General features: G+C 70.0%; 15 protein-coding genes. 5 read left to right on the top strand and 10 right to left on the bottom strand.

Annotated elements, in window-relative coordinates; all coding sequences use genetic code 11:
• Nucleotide 1: 1 nt before the first annotated feature.
• Nucleotides 2-382 (bottom strand): hypothetical protein, encoded by a 381-nt coding sequence (locus ACW5E8_RS00375; RefSeq protein WP_456963528.1) that lies wholly within the window; start codon nt 380-382, stop codon nt 2-4.
• A 302-nt stretch (nt 383-684) separates the two neighbouring features.
• On the bottom strand, nt 685-2,226 hold the full coding sequence (locus ACW5E8_RS00370) for a BCCT family transporter (RefSeq protein ID WP_456963527.1): 1,542 nt from the start codon (nt 2,224-2,226) through the stop codon (nt 685-687).
• A 154-nt stretch (nt 2,227-2,380) separates the two neighbouring features.
• Here ACW5E8_RS00370 and ACW5E8_RS00365 point away from each other — a divergent pair, with 154 nt between their 5' ends.
• Complete coding sequence (locus ACW5E8_RS00365) at nt 2,381-3,313, top strand: hypothetical protein (RefSeq protein ID WP_456963526.1); 933 nt, start codon at nt 2,381-2,383, stop codon at nt 3,311-3,313.
• A gap of 61 nt (nt 3,314-3,374) precedes the next feature.
• Here the strand turns inward: ACW5E8_RS00365 and ACW5E8_RS00360 are convergent, their stop codons facing one another.
• From ACW5E8_RS00360 to ACW5E8_RS00345, 4 genes are all read right to left on the bottom strand, one after another.
• Nucleotides 3,375-5,294, bottom strand: a complete 1,920-nt coding sequence (locus ACW5E8_RS00360) for an N-acetylmuramoyl-L-alanine amidase (RefSeq protein WP_456963525.1) — start codon at nt 5,292-5,294, stop codon at nt 3,375-3,377.
• A 219-nt stretch (nt 5,295-5,513) separates the two neighbouring features.
• Nucleotides 5,514-7,385 carry a dihydrolipoyl dehydrogenase gene (lpdA, locus tag ACW5E8_RS00355; RefSeq protein WP_456963524.1) on the bottom strand — a complete coding sequence of 624 codons (1,872 nt, stop codon included), beginning with the start codon at nt 7,383-7,385 and terminating at the stop codon, nt 5,514-5,516.
• Between the two features lie 10 nt (nt 7,386-7,395).
• Nucleotides 7,396-9,030, bottom strand: coding sequence for a dihydrolipoyllysine-residue acetyltransferase (locus ACW5E8_RS00350; protein ID WP_456963523.1), 1,635 nt, complete (start codon nt 9,028-9,030; stop codon nt 7,396-7,398).
• Nucleotides 8,978-9,733: a DUF2884 family protein gene (locus ACW5E8_RS00345; protein WP_456963522.1), complete on the bottom strand. Its 756-nt coding sequence runs from the start codon at nt 9,731-9,733 to the stop codon at nt 8,978-8,980. The genes ACW5E8_RS00350 and ACW5E8_RS00345 overlap by 53 nt, the downstream gene beginning before the upstream one ends.
• A 251-nt stretch (nt 9,734-9,984) precedes the next feature.
• Between ACW5E8_RS00345 and ACW5E8_RS00340 the strand changes: the two genes are divergently transcribed.
• Complete coding sequence (locus tag ACW5E8_RS00340; RefSeq protein ID WP_456963521.1) at nt 9,985-10,608, top strand: OmpW/AlkL family protein; 624 nt, start codon at nt 9,985-9,987, stop codon at nt 10,606-10,608.
• A gap of 329 nt (nt 10,609-10,937) precedes the next feature.
• Here ACW5E8_RS00340 and ACW5E8_RS00335 read toward each other — a convergent pair whose 3' ends face one another.
• Nucleotides 10,938-11,798, bottom strand: a complete 861-nt coding sequence (locus ACW5E8_RS00335; RefSeq protein ID WP_456965196.1) for a DMT family transporter — start codon at nt 11,796-11,798, stop codon at nt 10,938-10,940.
• 91 nt (nt 11,799-11,889) lie between these two features.
• Nucleotides 11,890-12,939 carry an NAD(P)-dependent alcohol dehydrogenase gene (locus ACW5E8_RS00330; RefSeq protein ID WP_456963520.1) on the bottom strand — a complete coding sequence of 350 codons (1,050 nt, stop codon included), beginning with the start codon at nt 12,937-12,939 and terminating at the stop codon, nt 11,890-11,892.
• A 113-nt stretch (nt 12,940-13,052) separates the two neighbouring features.
• On the opposite strand from ACW5E8_RS00330, the gene ACW5E8_RS00325 reads away from it, so the two are divergent.
• Both ACW5E8_RS00325 and ACW5E8_RS00320 read left to right on the top strand, forming a co-directional pair.
• A complete protein-coding gene (locus tag ACW5E8_RS00325; protein WP_456963519.1) occupies nt 13,053-13,535 on the top strand; it encodes a YajQ family cyclic di-GMP-binding protein in 483 nt (160 codons plus the stop codon).
• 8 nt (nt 13,536-13,543) lie between these two features.
• Complete coding sequence (locus ACW5E8_RS00320; protein WP_456963518.1) at nt 13,544-14,092, top strand: DUF1415 domain-containing protein; 549 nt, start codon at nt 13,544-13,546, stop codon at nt 14,090-14,092.
• 351 nt (nt 14,093-14,443) lie between these two features.
• Here ACW5E8_RS00320 and ACW5E8_RS00315 read toward each other — a convergent pair whose 3' ends face one another.
• Nucleotides 14,444-15,157: a pseudouridine synthase gene (locus ACW5E8_RS00315; RefSeq protein WP_456963517.1), complete on the bottom strand. Its 714-nt coding sequence runs from the start codon at nt 15,155-15,157 to the stop codon at nt 14,444-14,446.
• Entirely contained in the window at nt 15,154-16,338 is a 1,185-nt protein-coding gene (locus tag ACW5E8_RS00310; protein WP_456963516.1) for a class I SAM-dependent methyltransferase, read from the bottom strand. Before ACW5E8_RS00310 ends, ACW5E8_RS00315 begins: the two co-directional genes overlap by 4 nt.
• Before the next feature lie 139 nt (nt 16,339-16,477).
• Here ACW5E8_RS00310 and ACW5E8_RS00305 point away from each other — a divergent pair, with 139 nt between their 5' ends.
• Nucleotides 16,478-16,738: a hypothetical protein gene (locus ACW5E8_RS00305; RefSeq protein ID WP_456963515.1), complete on the top strand. Its 261-nt coding sequence runs from the start codon at nt 16,478-16,480 to the stop codon at nt 16,736-16,738.
• Nucleotides 16,739-16,749: the final 11 nt, after the last annotated feature.

Below are 16,749 nucleotides of genomic sequence, written 5' to 3'. Positions count from 1 at the left end.
TTCAATGCTTCCCGTTTCGATGTCCGCCGGCCATCGCCAGCACTTGTGCCACCAAGGCGACCAGCACGCCCCCGATTACCGCCAGGGCGGGCAGCCGCACCACGGCGATCGCGACGAAGAGCGTTGCGATCACCACGAACCACTTCGCCAGCAGCCCCAGCACCAGGCGCGAAAGCGCGCCCGCCGCCGGTGCGATGCCGCCACCGAGGGCCAGCGCACCGTAAAGCGCCCCGCCCGCGATGATGGCCGCACCCCCCACCGCCGCCGCGAGTGCCCATGCGGACCCCTTCGCAGCCAGTGCCAGCGCCAGCGCGGCGACGGCGACCACCTGCCAGGTGATCGTGCGCCGCACCAGCCGCGAACCTGCGGCAAGGGGATTCAACACATGGTGTACCTGTGGCTGTGGTGCCGGAGCCGGATCAACTGGCCCCGTCTAGCCCCGGAATTATAGCAGTCATATCCACTGGTCGGCCAATGCCGGAAGGAGACACTCCCTGAACGGCGGTCGCGGTCCCGGTTTGGGCCCGAACGCGGGCGATCGGCGCATTCAGCGGAAAGAAGCGGGTCAAGGGGAACCCTTTTGGAATCCGACGGTCTGACCCTGTGCCTGGCCTGCCCGCTCTCCCCTCGTCGATCCGTGCAGGCCCTGCAGAAGCCCCGGCATTGCGCCGGGGCTTCGACTTTTCAGGGATCCTGCCCTGCCTGCTCGCGGGCAATCCAATCCTCGATCGCGCGCCGGGCGCGTCGCTCCGCGGCCTTTTCGCGCAGCGCTTCGATGCTGAGCACCCGCTGCAGGCCCACCATGACCCCGACCATCAGCAGCGCGAAGGGCAGCGCGGCCACGGTGATGAGCGTCTGCAGCGCCTCCAGGCCGCCGGCAAGGAGCATGGCCGCCGCGATCAGGGCGATGGCGATGCCCCAGGCGAACTTCCGCGCAAGCGTCGGGTCGCCGGTGGTCTCGCTCGACATCGAGCCCAGCACCAGCACCGCGGAGTCGGCGGAGGTCACGAAGAAGATCACCAGCAGCAAAATGCTGAGCCCCGACAGCAGCTGCGACAGCGGCAGGCTGTCGTACATCCCGAACAGCACCGTCTCGTAGCCCTCCGCAAGCGCACCGGCCATGTCCACGCCGCCGAAGATCTGCCCCCAGAGCGCGGCGCCGCCGAAGGTGGCGAACCAGGCGAAGCCGAGCAGGCTGGGCACTGCCACCACGCCCAGCACGAACTCGCGCACGCTGCGGCCATACGACACCCGCGCGATGAAGGCGCCCACGAACGGCGACCACGAGATCCACCAGGCCCAGTAGAAGATCGTCCAGTCCGCGACCCAGCTGCTGCCCGAGAACGGCGCCATGGCGAGGCTCATCTCGACCAGGTGCGACAGGTAGCTGCCCAACGAGGTGGTGAAGGTTTCGAAGATGAATCCGGTGGGCCCAAGCAGCGCCACGGCCACCAGCAGTACGCCTGCAAGGACGAGGTTGAAGGTCGACAGCCACTTGATGCCGCGGTTCACGCCGCTGGCGCTCGACGCCATGTACAGCACGAAGCACACGGCGATCACCGACAGCTGCATCGTGGCGCCGCCGGGCAGCCCGAACACGCGTGACATGCCGGCGCTGATCTGGATGGTGCCGAAGCCCAGCGTGGTGGCCACGCCGATCGCGGTGGCAACCACGGCGACGATGTTGACGAGCTTGCCGATCCAGCCCAGGTGGCGGTCGCCGATCAGCGGCTGCAGCAGGTCGCTGATCAGGCCGCGGCCGTTGCGGTTGTACTGGAACCATGCGATGGCCAGGCCCATCAGCGCATAGATCGCCCATGGATGCAGGCCCCAGTGGAAGAAGGTGTAGCGCATGGCCGCGCGCGCCGCAGCCGGCGTGCCCGGCTCCAGGCCCTCGGGCGGGTTGAGCAGGTGCGACACCGGCTCGGCCGCGCCCCAGAACACCAGGCCGATGCCCATGCCGGCGGCGAACAGCATCGCGAGCCACGTGGGCCCGGAGAACTCGGGCTCGGCATCGCGTCCTCCGATGCGCAGCCGGGCCAGCGGGCCGAAGGCGAGGTAGCCGAGGAAGACGAGGGTCAGGAACACGATCAGCAGGTAGAGCCAGCCTGCGTGCGCGATGACGGCCGCGAGCGCGTCACCCGTCACCTGCCCGAACTGGACCGGCGCCAGGCCGGCGACGATGGCCAGCAGCACGACCAGCAGCAGCGAGATGCGGAACACCATGGCGGGACTCCCCTTGCGTGGCCGATGCCGGAACAGCATAGGCCGATGACATGGCCTGCGGAATGACGCATTCGCACGGTCAACGCCGATCGTGTTCACGCATCGGCCACCCGCGTGCACACGACACTTGGGCACCCCACAACGAGAGTCCCCCATGATGGATACCCGTAACCAAGCATCCCTGCGCCCCATTGCGCTGGCCCTTGCCACCACCGCGCTGCTTGCCGCACAGCCGGCGCTGGCCCAGGAAGGCAACGACCGCGATGACCGCTTCACCCTGCGCCTGAGCGCCTTCAATCCCGGCGCGGACCTGCGGCTGGGCGTCGATGGCGAAGCCACCGACGGGACCGACACCGTCCTGTTCTCCGACGCCGCCACCCTCGACACCGGCGACGACTGGCGTCCGCGCGGCGCGCTGAACTTCCGCATCAGCGACCGGCAGTCGGTCGGTGCCAGCTACTACGATTACGAGAACGACGACAGCTGGAGCTTCGGCGGTGGCGTGCTGGATCCGGACGTTCCGGGCATCCCCGGCGACCCCGTGCAGCTGCCCGCGGCCGATGCCACGGGTCGCATCAAGTTCGCGATGGCGTCCGTGCACTACGAGTACGCCGTGGTCGCGACGCCCGCGCTGGAGTGGGGCGTGGGCCTGGGTGCGACGCACGTCGACCTCGAGACCGTGGCCGACGTCGCCTGGAGCGCGACCGACGAGATCGATGCCGGCACTGCGCGGTTCGGCGAAGAGATCAGCGGCTGGAGCCCGGCCCTGCACACACGCCTGACCTGGCGGCCGGTGGATCGCTGGCGCGTCGACTTCGAGGGCCAGTACCTCGACGCGGGCTGGGGCAACTTCATCGACGAGGATGGCCACTTCGAACGCGCCGGCGTCGTCGTCGAATACCTGGTCACCGAGCGCATCGGCGTGCATGTCGGCTACGACTGGTTCCGCCTGGAGCTGCGCGACCGTTTCACCGGCGATTTCACGCTTCCGCCGGAAGCCGGCATCGGGCCGGTCGACTATGCGGCGGACGTGAGCAGCGAACTCAAGGTGCACGGTCCGCTGGCGGGCCTGACCATCCGCTTCTGAGCCGCGCGGCACGAACGCTTGCCGCGGGGCGGGGACAGCATCCCCGCCCCGCGGCCTGCGCTCAGTTCCTGACCTGCACGTCGTCGATGTAGACGTTGACGTCGTAGCTGGTGTTGGCGTGGTACAGCCAGATCGCGTCCAGCCGCACGGTGCCGGCGGTGATCGCGCCGTTGCCGCCCACCCAGGCGTTCCACTGGTTGGCATCGGTCAGCGACCAGGACACGTAGGTCCAGCTGTTGGCCGGGATCGACCGCGATACGGAGCGCTCGGTGCCGTCGCTGTCATCGATGCCCAGGCCCACGCTCATGCCGCTGCCGCCGGCAAACACCCAGAAGCCGACGCTGCCGTTGGCGCGAGTGAGGGCGACGTTGCTGCCCGGCGTGCCGCCACCGGACAGCAGGCGTACCGCCCAGCTTGCCGTGGTGTTGGGGTTGTCCTTCAGCAGCACCCGCAGCGAGCAGCTGCCGTTGCGGCGCGTGCCGCAGTCGCGCGTGGCGGTGGACGCGGTGGAGATGCCGACCGTGCTTCCGGAATACGCCGGCGCGGTATTGAAGTGGCCGACGTTGCTCTCGAAGCGGTCCAGGTACTGCGTGCTGCCGCCGCTGCCGGGGTTGAGCAGGGTGTAGTAGCTGGCCCAGTTCCAGTTGATGCCGGGGTCGGTATGGGTCTGGCCGCTGAAGTGCTGGTGGCCCTTGATCTTGACCGAAGTCGGCAGGACGTTGATGCCGCTGCTCGGCGCGCCCTTGTAGGCGCTGGAACAGGGAATGGCGCTGTACTTCGAGCAGAAGTTGCGCGCCAGCGCCGCCGACGCGTTGTACATCGCCGAGGTGTACCAGGCGCTGTTGTTGACGTAGCCCTCGTGCTCGATGCCAAGCGTGTAGCTGTTCTGGTTGCGCACGTGCCAGGCCGTGTGCGCGTTGCGGACCATCTGCGTGACCTGCCCGTCCGAGCTGCGGATCACATAGTGCGCGCTGACGTTGGACGTCGAGTTCTTGAACCAGCTGATGGTGCCGGCATAGCTGCCCTGCGCGGTGTGCAGGGTGACCGCGCTGACCGCGGCGCTGCGGGATGCGTTGTAGTTGCTCGAATGCGCGGGATTCCAGATCGCCGGGCCGTAGTCGGTGCTCTGCGCGCGCACGCCACCGTCGCCATCCTTCTTCGAAGCCGCGCGCACCAGCTGCTCGCTCACCGGGTCGATGGCGAATCCGTCGACCTCGATGCGGTCGCCCTCGACGTCGAGGCGCACGAACGGCGCCTGCAGCTTGACCAGGGTGTCGGCATCGAAGGCGCGTTCCCACGCCACCGCCACCTGCGGCACCACCATGCCCTTCTCGTCGACGCCGCGGTCCTGGGCCAGCAGCACGTCGAAGGCGAAGCTGGCGCGGGCGTAGTCGGCGATCGCGCCCTCGGCGGGTGAGGCGGAGAAGCCGGCGTAGCGCGCAAGCTCCGGCGCCAGCGCCTCGAGATCCTTCATGTCCTTGCCGCGCAGCTGGCGGCCCAGCAGCGCGGCGGCGGCCATGATGTTGGTCGCGGCGTCGTGCTTCACGCGTTCGGCCGGCACCCCGAGCAGGGCCGCGGCCTCGCCCACCTGGTCGGCGAACCCGTCGCCGGCGTACAGGCCCATCACGCCGTGGGCGGCGGGCATGTGGTGATGGTCGCCCATGTCGCCCGCCTGGTCGGCGCGCACGTTGTGCCAGCGGCTCTGCACGTAGGCGATGGCCTCGAGCGTGCCGCGCGGTATCTGCGGGTACGCGGCATAGGCGCGCTTGAAGTAGGCGGGATACGCGGCGCGCTCGATGCGCAGCCGGGTCTCCTCCAGGCGCAGGCGCTCATCCATGGCGCGCTCCTGCAGCTTCAGCTCCATCGCTTCCGGATCCAGCCGGTTCCCCACCTCCACCCCGGCTGCGTTCGCCGCGCCCATGCCGGCCACGCCGACGCACAGCGCGGCCACTGCCAAGAACTGCCTGTTCGCAGCTTCCATGTCACCTCTCCTGGTTGCGCTTGCGCGCGTGATCCAGGTCCCTCGCCTGGAGCGGGCACGGACCCGCCCCCGGAGTTGGCGCCGGCTGCGATGCAGGTGACAGATAGGGTGCGCCCTAGAGCGCACGGAACGGCGACGGGCGTCAGCGGTGCGGCGGAACCGGGTCACGCTTTATCCCGGCCCCGCCTGGCGCGTGCCCCGCACCGGGGGCGTCCGGCCCTACTTCTTGCGCTTGGGCATGTAGAGGTCGGTGATGGTGCCTTCGAAGATCTCGGCAGCCATTGCCACCGATTCCGACAGCGTCGGATGCGGGTGGATGGTGTGGCCGATGTCGGCGGCCTCGGCACCCATCTCGACCGCCAGCGCGACCTCGGCGATCAGCTCGCCTGCGTGCGGACCGACGATGGCGCCGCCGATGACCCGCTTCGTCTCTTCGTCGAACAGCAGCTTGGTGAAGCCCTCGCCGCGGCCGATGCCGACCGCGCGCGCGCTTGCCGCCCATGGGAACTTCGCCACGCCGGGCTTGATGCCCTTGGCCTTGGCCTCGGTTTCGGTCAGGCCGACCCAGGCGATCTCGGGATCGGTATAGGCCACCGACGGGATCACCCTTGCCACCCATTCACGCTTCTCGCCGGCGGCGACTTCGGCCGCGAGCTTGCCTTCGTGCGTCGCCTTGTGGGCCAGCATCGGCTGCCCGACGATGTCGCCGATGGCGAAGATGTGCGGCACGTTGCTGCGCATCTGCGCGTCGACATCGATGAAGCCGCGCTCGCCCACGCGCACGCCGGCCTTCTCGGCATCCAGCTTGCCGCCGTTGGGCACGCGGCCCACGGCCACCAGCACGCGATCAAACAGTTTGCCGTCCGGAATGCTGTCGCCCTCGAAGCTGCAGCTGATGCCGTTCTTCTGCGCCTTGGCGTCGACCACCTTCGTCTTCAGGTGGATGGCCACGCCCTGCTTCTTCAGGCGGTCGGCCAGCGGCTTCACCAGGTCCTTGTCGGCGCCGGGCATCAGCTGGTCGGCCAGCTCGACCACGGTGATCTCGCTGCCCAGCGCGCGGTACACGGTGGCCATTTCCAGGCCGATGATGCCGCCGCCCACCACCAGGAGCTTCTTCGGCACGCCGGCCAGCTCCAGCGCGTCGGTGGAGTCCATCACCCGCGGGTCGTCCCAGGGGAAGCCCGGCAACTGCAGCGCCTGCGAGCCGGCGGCGATGATGCACTGCCCGAAGCGCAGCAGCTGCGTCTTGCCGTCGGCGCCCGCGACTTCAAGCTCGTTGGCCGAGACAAAGGTCGCGCCGCCGGACACCACGCGCACCTTGCGCTGCTTGGCCATGCCGGCCAGGCCCTTGTTGAACTGGCCGACCACGCGATCCTTGTGGCCGCGCAGGGCATCGATGTCGATCTTCGGCTTGCCGAAGCTGATGCCGTAGTCGGCGGCGTGCGCGGCTTCCTCGATCACGCCGGCGGCATGCAGCAGGGCCTTCGACGGGATGCAGCCGACGTTGAGGCAGACGCCGCCGAGCTGTTCGTAGCGTTCCACCAGCACCACGTCCATGCCGAGGTCCGCGGCGCGGAAGGCGGCGGTGTAGCCACCGGGCCCGGCGCCCAGCACCACCAGCGCGCACTCGATGTCGGCCTTGCGTCCGCTGGCCGCGGCGGGCGTGGGGGCTTCGGGCTCTGCAGGTGCGCGGTGCGAGCGCGCCACCGGCGGCTTGCCCGGGCCGGCGTCGGCCGCGGCAGGCGCCGCGCCCGTGGCAGCAGCCTCCGCCTTGTCGCCCGGGGGCTTCTTGTCTGCGGCGGGAGCCTTGTCGTTCGCGGGTGCTTTGTCCGCGGTCGCCGCGTCGTCGCCTTCCGCTTCAAGCACCACCACCACGCTGCCTTCGGCCACCGTGTCGCCGACCTTGACCTTGACCTCGCGGACCACGCCCGCGGCCGAGGACGGCACTTCCATCGTGGCCTTGTCCGACTCCAGCGTCGCCAGGCCCTGGTCGACGGCGACGGTGTCGCCCACCGCCACCAGCACTTCGATCACCGGCACGCCGTCGAGGCCGCCAATGTCGGGAACCTTCACTTCGATCGTGTTCGCCATCGCCGCGCCCTCAGAGCATCGCCCGGCGCATGTCGCCGAGCAGCTGTGCGAGATAGGCGGTGAAGCGCGCCGCCGAGGCACCGTCGATCACCCGGTGGTCGTAACTGAGCGACAGCGGCAGGATGAGCCGCGGCTTGAACTTCTCGCCATTCCAGACCGGCTTCATCGCGGTCTTGGACACGCCCAGGATCGCCACCTCGGGCGCGTTGACGATCGGCGTGAAACTGGTGCCGCCGATGCCGCCCAGCGAGCTGATCGAGAAGCAGCCGCCGGACATGTCGGCGGGCCCGAGCTTGCCGTCGCGCGCCTTCTTCGCCAGCGCCGAGGTCTCCTGCGCGATCTGCATCACGCCCTTGCGGTCGCAGTCGCGCACCACCGGCACCACCAGCCCGTTGGGCGTGTCGGCCGCGAAGCCGACGTGGAAATATTTCTTCAGCGTCAGCGTCTCGCCCGAAGCATCGAGCGAAGCATTGAACTCCGGATACTTCTGCAGCGCGGACACCACCGCCTTCATGATGAAGGCGAGCATGGTGAGCTTGATGCCCTCCCCGCTCCTGTCGGCCGCGCTTTCCTTGTTCAGCGCGACGCGCAGCGCTTCGAGGTCGGTGACATCGGCATCGTCGTGCTGGGTGACGTGCGGGATCATCGCCCAGTTGCGCGCCAGGTTGGCACCGCTGATCTTGCGGATCCGCGACAGCGGCTGCTCTTCGATTTCGCCGAACTTCGAGAAGTCGACCTTCGGCCAGGGCAGCAGGTTGAGCCCGCCGCCCGCGGCCACCGCGCCGCCACCCGCGGCAGCGCCGCCGGCCAGCGTCGCCTTGACGAACTGCTGCACGTCCTCGCGGGTGATGCGCCCGCCGCGCGCGCTGCCCTTCACCCGCGCCAGGTCGACGCCGAGCTCGCGCGCGAACAGGCGGACGGCCGGGCTGGCGTAGGGGACCTTGCCCGGCAGCAGTGCGTCGGCGTCGAAACGACGCGGTGGCGCCGTGTCTTCGGCCGGGGTCACGGAGGCCTGGCGGTCGATCGATGCCTGGGCGATGTTGTCGGCGGCGGCCGGGACGGCCACGGGCTCGACCTGCGTGCCGGTCTCGGCGGCGGGCGCGGCCTTCGAGGGCGCCTCGGGCTGGGCGCGCTGCGTTGCAGCTGCGTCCGTCGATGCTCCGCGAGCGTCCGCGCTGCCAGCGGCGGCGGCCTTGCCGGCGCCGGTATCCTCGGCGCCCGCGTCGTCACCGGCCGGTTCGATCAGCGCGACCAGGCCACCTTCGGACAGGGAGTCGCCCACCTTGACCTTGACCTCGCGCACCGTGCCCGCGAACGGTGCCGGGACTTCCATCGTCGCCTTGTCGGACTCCAGCGTGATCAGGCTCTGGTCCTTCTCCACGACATCGCCGGGCGCAACCAGCACCTCGATCACCGGGACGTCGTCGAAGCCACCGATGTCCGGTACGCGTGCTTCCTGGGGGCTGGCCATCGGGGTCTCCACGGGCGATCTGATCGGACCGCTATTGTGGCCCTGCGGGATGCACCCGCCAACCTCGACCGGGGAAGGAGGCCCCGCGACGCCACGACGTCGCCGCAGGGCCGTGGGGGAACTAGCGCGTGCCCTTCGGGGCGCGGACCTCGAGCAGATCCAGCCGGCTGCCATCGGGCAGGCGGAATTCCAGCGCCTCGTCGATCGCGTCCAGCGCCTCCATGCGGCGGCACAGGGCCTGGGCGTCGGCTTCCAGGGCGCGGGCGCGGGGTTCGACCAGGGCTTCGATCTGCGCGTCGAGGTTCTCGAGGCGCTGGAACCGGGCGGCATCGCCGCTGAAGGCCGCCCGCATCGCGCCGCCGACGATGTCGCCGATCAGGTGCGGGACCACCTTGGCAACGGCCTCGCCGATGGCGTCGCCCAGGTTGTCGCGGTCGAAACGGGTGGGACCCACGGCCTTCGCCAGCTCGGCGTCGAGCACCACGCGTGCCTCTTCCAGCCGCTTGCGGCTGGCCTCGGGGTCGCTGCCGAAGCCCGCGGCCACTTCCGCCAGGGCGTCGAAGGCGATCGCGGTCGCTTCGCGCGCGATGTCCGCCGCCAGCGGCATGGCCGCGCGCGCCTGGCGCTCATAGTCGGCCAGGCGCCCGGCATCGGCCGGCGACACCGCGACCCAGCGGTCGTCGATGAACAGCTGCCCCTGGCGCATCAGCACCGTGTGCGGGGAGCCGTCCTGGTCCAGCAGCACCACGCTGCGCCCGGTGAGATGGAAGTCGTAGTCACTGTCGACGCTGCAGTCATCGACGTGCACCTGGGCCACGGCGTCACCAGCGGCGAACAGCAGCAGCGGAAGCAACAGCGTGCCCGTGGACTTGCGCATGGCGGTTCCCTCGATGGTGGATGCGGACACCAGTATGTGGGCCGCGTCCGCACCCATGGACGTGCCGTTGGGGGCAATGACCATGGTCACGAGCGGTTCACCCGCGTCAAGGCGGCGTGGGGCGGATGAACCGGCCGTGCAGAAGTTCCATCGCGAAACGGCCCGCGACAAGCGCGATTCATGCACGCATCGATAGGGTGGCGGCGCCCCACTCCCCGGGGCCTACAGGTTTTTAACGAGGAGACTCCCCCATGTCCCGCATTTCCCCCATCGCCAGCATCCTGGTTCCCGCGGCCCTGGCCATCGCCATCGCGCCGTCGGCATTCGCCCAGGACAGCGCCGCCGACAAGCGCGTGTCCGTGGTCGCCGGTTATTCGATGGTCGAGCCGACCCGCAATCCCGAGATCGCCGGCACGCGCACCGAATTCGACGGCGAGGGCACCCCGACCCTTGGCGTGACCTACCACATCACCGACAACTGGGGCGTCGAAGCCTGGGCCGCCGACAGCTACGGCCAGCGCATCAACGCTGGCGGCGGCAAGGTCGGCAGCGCCAAGGCGCAGCCCTACTCGCTGAGCGGCCAGTACCGCTTCGGCACGCCCGACAGCACGCTGCGTCCGTTCGTGGGCCTCGGCTACCACGAGACCAACTACGACAGCGAAAGCCTCGCGAGCGGCGACCGCCTCGGCATGGAGACCGCCACGGGCGCGGTGGCCACGGTCGGCTTGGACGTCAACATCACCCCGACCTGGTTCGCCCGTGCCGACGCACGCTATTTCCAGGCGGACTCGGACGTGGAGATCAACGGCGTGAAGGCCGGCGATGCCAAGCTCGACCCGGTCGTGCTGGGCGTGGGCGTTGGCGCCCGCTTCTGATCCAGCCGCGAACTTGTCGCGACACCACGCAAGTAAACGGGCCCTTCGGGGCCCGTTTTTTTTGGCTCTCTCATTTCCAATTCGAGGGAATGGGGCGCCAGTGATTCAACGGGCGGCGGGGGCCAAGGCCCCCGCTGGGCAGCAGTACGGGGCGGCCCCTCGAGCAAAGCCGGTATCCCGCGCACCTGCAGCAACGCCGAGCCCCGTCGTGGCCGGGAGGCCTTCGCGGGGAAGTAAAGGAGGAGGCATCCGCCGCCAGGCGGATGCCGGGGGACATGAGCCGCGAAGGCCTCCCGGCCGCGGCGGGGCCCTCCAGCTCACGGGCTGACTCAGGTGTCCTGCGCGGGAGCGGGCGCCGGCTGTGCGCGCACCACGCGCTCGCGTCGCATCAAGTACAGGCCACTGACCACGACGATTCCCGCGCCCAGCCAGGTCATGCCGTCGGGCAAGGCCTGCCACAGCACCAGGTCGAGCAGCACCACCCAGACCAGCGCGGTGTATTCCAGCGGCGCGATCAGCGAGGCCTCGCCCAGGCGGAACGCGTGCGTGAGCGCGATCTGCCCCAGGGTCCCCGACACCGCGATCCCGCCCAGCAGCCAGGCATCCGCTGCGCGCAGCGGTACCCACCCCGGCCAGGCCAGCAGCCCCGCGCCGACGGCGACCATGCCCAGGAACCAGAACACCAGCGCCTGCGCACTGTCGCGCTGCGCCAGCATGCGCACCGTGACCACGGACGCCGCGTAGCAGACGGTGGCGAACAGCACCAGCAGTCCGGCGCTGGTGAGCATGCCTTCGCCACCGGGCCGCAGCACCACCAGCACGCCGATGATGCCGACCGCGATCGCGGTCCAGCGCCGCGGGCCGACGTGCTCGCGCAGCAGCGGCACCGCCATCGCGGTCACCAGCAGCGGGCCGACGAAGGTGATGGCGTAGGCGGTCGACATCGGCAGGTCGCGCAGCCCGGCGACGAAACACGACAGGAACAGCACGCCGAGCACGCCGCGCAACAGGTGCAGCGGCCAATGCACGCGGAACAGCGGCCTGAGGCCCGTGGTCGCCGCCGCCCAGGCCACCACCAGCGGCAGCCCGACCATGCCGCGCAGCGCGGCCACCTGCATCGGCGGGTAGTGGCCGGCGAGCTGCTTCATGCAGGCGTCCATCACGCACAGCACCGCCACCGCGAACAGCATCGCCAGCAACGCACGGCTGTGGTCGCGCGCGGCGACGGCGTCCGCCGCGCCGTCACCGGCGACACCGGGGGTAACCGGATCCATGCTGTCGTCAGGCGCCGAAGGTGGCGGCGTCGATCACGAAGCGGTAGCGCACGTCGCCGGCCAGCATGCGTTCGTAGGCATCGTTGATGTTCGCCGCGTCGATCAGCTCGATGTCGCTGGCCACGCCGTTGGCGGCGCAGAAGTCGAGCATTTCCTGGGTCTCGCGGATGCCGCCGATCAGCGACCCCGCCAGGCGGCGGCGGCCCATCACCAGCGACGATGCCGCCACCGGCGTCGGCTCCGGGATACCGAGCAGCACCATGGTGCCGTCGATCTTCAGCATGCCCAGGTAGAGGTTGTAGTCGTGCGCGGCGGACGCCGTGTCGAGGATCATGTCGAAGCGCTTCGCCAGGCGCCGCACGGCCGTCTTGTCATCGCCTGCAACCTCGAAGGCGTGCGCGCCCAGCTTCATCGCGTCCTCGCGCTTGCGCTCCGAGGTGCTGAGCACGGTCACGCGCGCACCCATCGCCACGCCCAGCTTGACCGCCATGTGGCCCAGCCCGCCCAGCCCCACCACGCCGAGCTCGTCGCCGGCCTTGAGCCCGAACTGGCGCAGCGGCGAGAAGGTGGTGATGCCCGCGCACAGCAGCGGCGCGGCGCGGTCCAGCGGCAGGCCCTCGGGAATGCGCAGCACGTAGTCCTGGTGGACGGTGATGCGCGTGGAGTAGCCGCCCTGCGTGGTTTCGCCAGTGGACGGATCGACGCTGGCGTAGGTGCCGACCATGCCCTTCTCGCAGTACTGCTCCTCGCCGGCCGCGCACTGCGCGCAGCTGCGGCAGGAATCGACGAAGCAGCCGACGCCGACCGCATCGCCCACCTTGTAGCGGTCCACGCCCTCGCCGACCGCGGCCACGTGACCGACGATCTCGTGGCCCGGCACCAGCGGGTATGCGACCGGACCCCACTCGCCGCGCACGGTGTGCAGGTCGGAGTGGCAGATGCCGCAATAGCGGATGTCGATCAGGACTTCGCCTGCGCGCGGGTCGCGGCGTTCCAGACTCCAGGGGGCCAGCGGCGCGGTGGCGGACGTGGCGGCATAGGCGGCGGTCTTGTGCATCGAAGGGCTCCGGGGGCGGCCGGTGGGGGCGGTGGGACGCCCATGATGCACGAGGCCCGTGGCGGACGGGTTGCGGTACCCTGAAGCCCCGTTTTTTCAAGATGGAACGCGCCATGCCGTCCTTCGACATCGTCTCGGAAGTCGACACCCACGAGCTGACCAATGCCGTCGACCAAGCCAACCGCGAGTTGGCCACGCGCTTCGATTTCAAGGGCGTCGACGCCGCCTACGAGCGCGAGGACGCCGTGATCACCCAGCGCGCGCCCAGCGACTTCCAGCTGCAGCAGATGACCGACATCCTGCGTGCCCGCCTGGCAGCCCGGAAGATCGACACCCGCTGCCTGGAGTTCGGCGACGTCGAAAGCAACCTCGCCGGCGCGCGGCAGAAGGTCACCGTCAAGCAGGGCATCGAGCGCGAGCTTGCGAAGAAGATCGGCAACGAGATCAAGGCCGCCAAGCTGAAGGTCGACACGCAGATCAATGGCGACAAGCTGCGCGTCACCGGCAAGAAGCGCGACGACCTGCAGGCCGCGATGGCCCTGCTGCGCAGCAAGGAATTCGAGCTGCCGCTGCAGTTCGACAACTTCCGCGACTGACCCCGGCGATGCACGCGACCCACGATCCGATCGTTGACACCGAACGCTGGCTGCAGCGCGCGGTCATCGGCCTCAACCTGTGCCCGTTCGCCAAGGCCGTGGTCACCAAGGGCCAGCTGCGCATGGTGCTGAGCGAGGCCCGCGACGAGGCGGCGCTGCTGGAACAGCTGGGCGAAGAGCTGCTGCGCCTGCGCGACACCCCGGCCGACGTCATCGACACCACGCTGATCGTGCACCCGCAGGTGCTGGGCGACTTCCTCGACTACAACGATTTCCTCGAGTCCGCCGACGCCCTCGTCGGGGAACTCGAACTCGAGGGCGTGCTCCAGGTCGCGAGCTTCCATCCGCAGTACCAGTTCGCCGACAGCCATCCGGACGACATCGCCAACAGCACCAACCGCTCGCCCTGGCCAACCCTGCACCTGTTGCGCGAGGACAGCGTCAGCCGCGCCGTCGAGGCGTTCCCGGATCCGGACAGCATCGTCGAGCGCAATATCGCGACGCTGGAGAATCTGGGGCATGCGGGGTGGCGGGAGCTTTTGCGGGACGATTCCTAGGCATTGAAGCCAGCCTGTTTCCAGGCTACGTGAGAGAGCGTGACCTGGAGGGCCCCCGCCGCGGCCGGCAGGCCTTCGCGGCTCATGTCCCCCGGCATCCGCCGGCGGCGGATGCCTCCTCCTTTACTTCCCCGCGAAGGCCTGCCGGCCGCGACGAGGCTCGGCTTCGGCTGCAGATGCGCAAGGTCCGGGCTTCGCTCTCGGGCCACTGCGTACTGTTGCGCACCGGGTGCCAAGGCCCTTGAGAGCGAAGTAAAGGAGGAGGCGCTGGCCGCAGGCCATCGCCGGGGGACATGAGCACTCAAGGGCCTTGGTACCCGGCGCCCGAGAGCATCAATGGCGCGCCTCTCCTCAGTTGGGAGAAGAACCCAAAAAAAGCCCGTCGCGCTCCACCGCGTCGAGCATCCGCCACTGCCCTTCCGCAAGCCCGCCCAGGGACAACCCACCGACTGCGCTGCGGTGCAGGGTTTCGACATGGTTCCCCACCGCCGCAAACATCCGCCGCACCTGGTGGTAACGGCCCTCATGCAGCGTCAGCCGCGCCTGCGTCGACGACACCATCTCCAGCTCCGCGGGCAGCAGCGGCGTCTTCTCCGATTCCAGCATCAGCGTCCCGCTGGCGAAGGTCGCGGCCTCGTCGCCCCGCAACGGCTCGGCCAGCGTCGCCTCGTACACCTTGGGCAGCTTCGACTTCGGCGAAATGATCCGGTGCAGCAGCTGGCCGTCATCGGTGAACAGCAGCAGGCCGCTGGTCTCGCGGTCCAGCCGTCCCACCGTCGACAGCGTGGGCGAACGGAGCGCGAAGCGCGGCGGCAGCAGGTCGTACACCAGGCGACCGCGGTCCTTGGTCGAGCAGGTGTAGCCCGCGGGCTTGTGCAGCATCAGCAGCAGGCCCGGCGGCGGATCCAGCGGCTCGCCGTCCACGCGCACGTCGTCCCAGCCCGGCTCGTCGTCCGCGTACAGCACCTCCCCCGCGGCGTCGGTGACCCGGCCTTCGCGGAACATCATCGCGACCTGCTTGCGGCTGCCGAAACCCAGGTTGGCCAGCGTCTTGACCAGCTTCATCGCCGTGTACGCACCGGCACCGGACGCGCCGCCGCGGCCTTCACCGCCTCCACCACCTTGAAGCCGCCTTCCTGCGCCACGAGCCGCGCTTCGCCGAAGCCCGCGCCGAGCGCCTGCTCGTAGGGCAGGTGGCGGTTGGCGACCAGCCACAGGCGTCCGCCGGGTCGAAGCGCCTGCGCCGCGGCTGCGATGAAGGCGCGGCCGATGTCCGGGCGCTCGCGGCCGTTGGGCGAGTGGAAGGGCGGATTGGTGACGATCACGTCGTACGTGCCCGGAACGCCCGCCACCACGTCGTGCCAGTGGAAGCCAAGCGCCACGCGCAGCGCGAAGCCGGCGAGGTTGTGGCGGGCCAGCGCCAGCGCGCGGGCGTCGGCCTCGAAGGCGTCCAGCGCGGTGATGCCCGGGCTGCGTTCGAGCAGCTCGGCGGCGAGGTAGCCATAGCCGGCGCCGAGGTCGGCCGCGCGCCCCGCGAGATCCGCCGGCAGGTGCCGCGCCAGGAGCGCCGAGGCGAAGTCGATGCGGTCCCATGCGAACACGCCCGGACGGCTGAGGAAGCGCCCGCCAGCCACCGGCCGAGGTGCGTCGAGCCCGCGCCACTGCGCCGCCAGCGCGGGGTCACCGCCGGGCTGGCCGGCACGCGCCCAGAACACGCGGCACTTGTGCTTGCTGCGGCTGGTCACCGGGCCGGCGATGCGGGCGAAATCGGCCTCGGCGGACTTCGCGCCGGCATCGTTGGCCACGCTGGCGACCACGAAGGCACCGGGCGCCGCGCGCGCCAGCGCCTCGGCGAACAGCGCCCGCGCTTCCTCCCGCTGCCGCGGTGGCAGGAGCAGGACCAGCGGCCTCTGGCCGGAGGCGGCAGCGGCACTGCCGTCGCCACCAGGGTCTACACCGGCCGCTGCGTGGGCCCCTGAATCCGGACCCGTTGCCGAAACGTCCCGATGGTCGGCACCGGCCTTGGCCGCATCGCCTTCACCACCGGCGACAGTGAAGCCAAGCCTCTGCAGCCCGTCGGCATCGGGCTTGAACGCGGTTTCGCACACCAGGTCCGGCCAGTCGGGCGCAGCCAGTGCCGCGCCGGCCCGGGCGTGCATGAACAGCGCACCGGGCTCGCGCGCCAGCGTGCCGTCGGCGAAGGGAAGCAGCAGCGCGTCGAGGGCGGGATCGCCTTGGCTGGACATCAGGGGCTCGGGTTCATCGGAAGGACCGGGGATTGTAGTGCGGCGGCCGCCGTGCACGCGGCAACAACGCGCGCTTCATCGGGCGCGAATGCCGCTTTTGCCAGCATCGACCCCAACCTATGCAAGCAGAGGAAACGCCATGCGCGCACTTTTCGTCGGCGGCCCCGTCGACAACAGCGAACTCGACATCGATGCCACCACCCCGCCCACGCACTACCCGCCCGATACCGGCAGCGGGCAGTCGCGCTACCGCCTGCACCAGGTCGGTCGCAAGGATGGGGCGGTGGTCTACGCGGTCTACGGCGCGCCCGACAGTGCCGACGAGGAAGTGATCGCGATCGCGGAAGAGCGCGACTACGCGCGGCGTTTCGAGGCCCAGCCGGAGCAGGCCCGGGCCTGAGCGCGCCGCGT

Source organism: Luteimonas sp. A649 (assembly GCF_054072735.1).
Note: the sequence above shows the minus strand (reverse complement) of the source record. Positions and strands in the feature narration are given on the sequence as shown.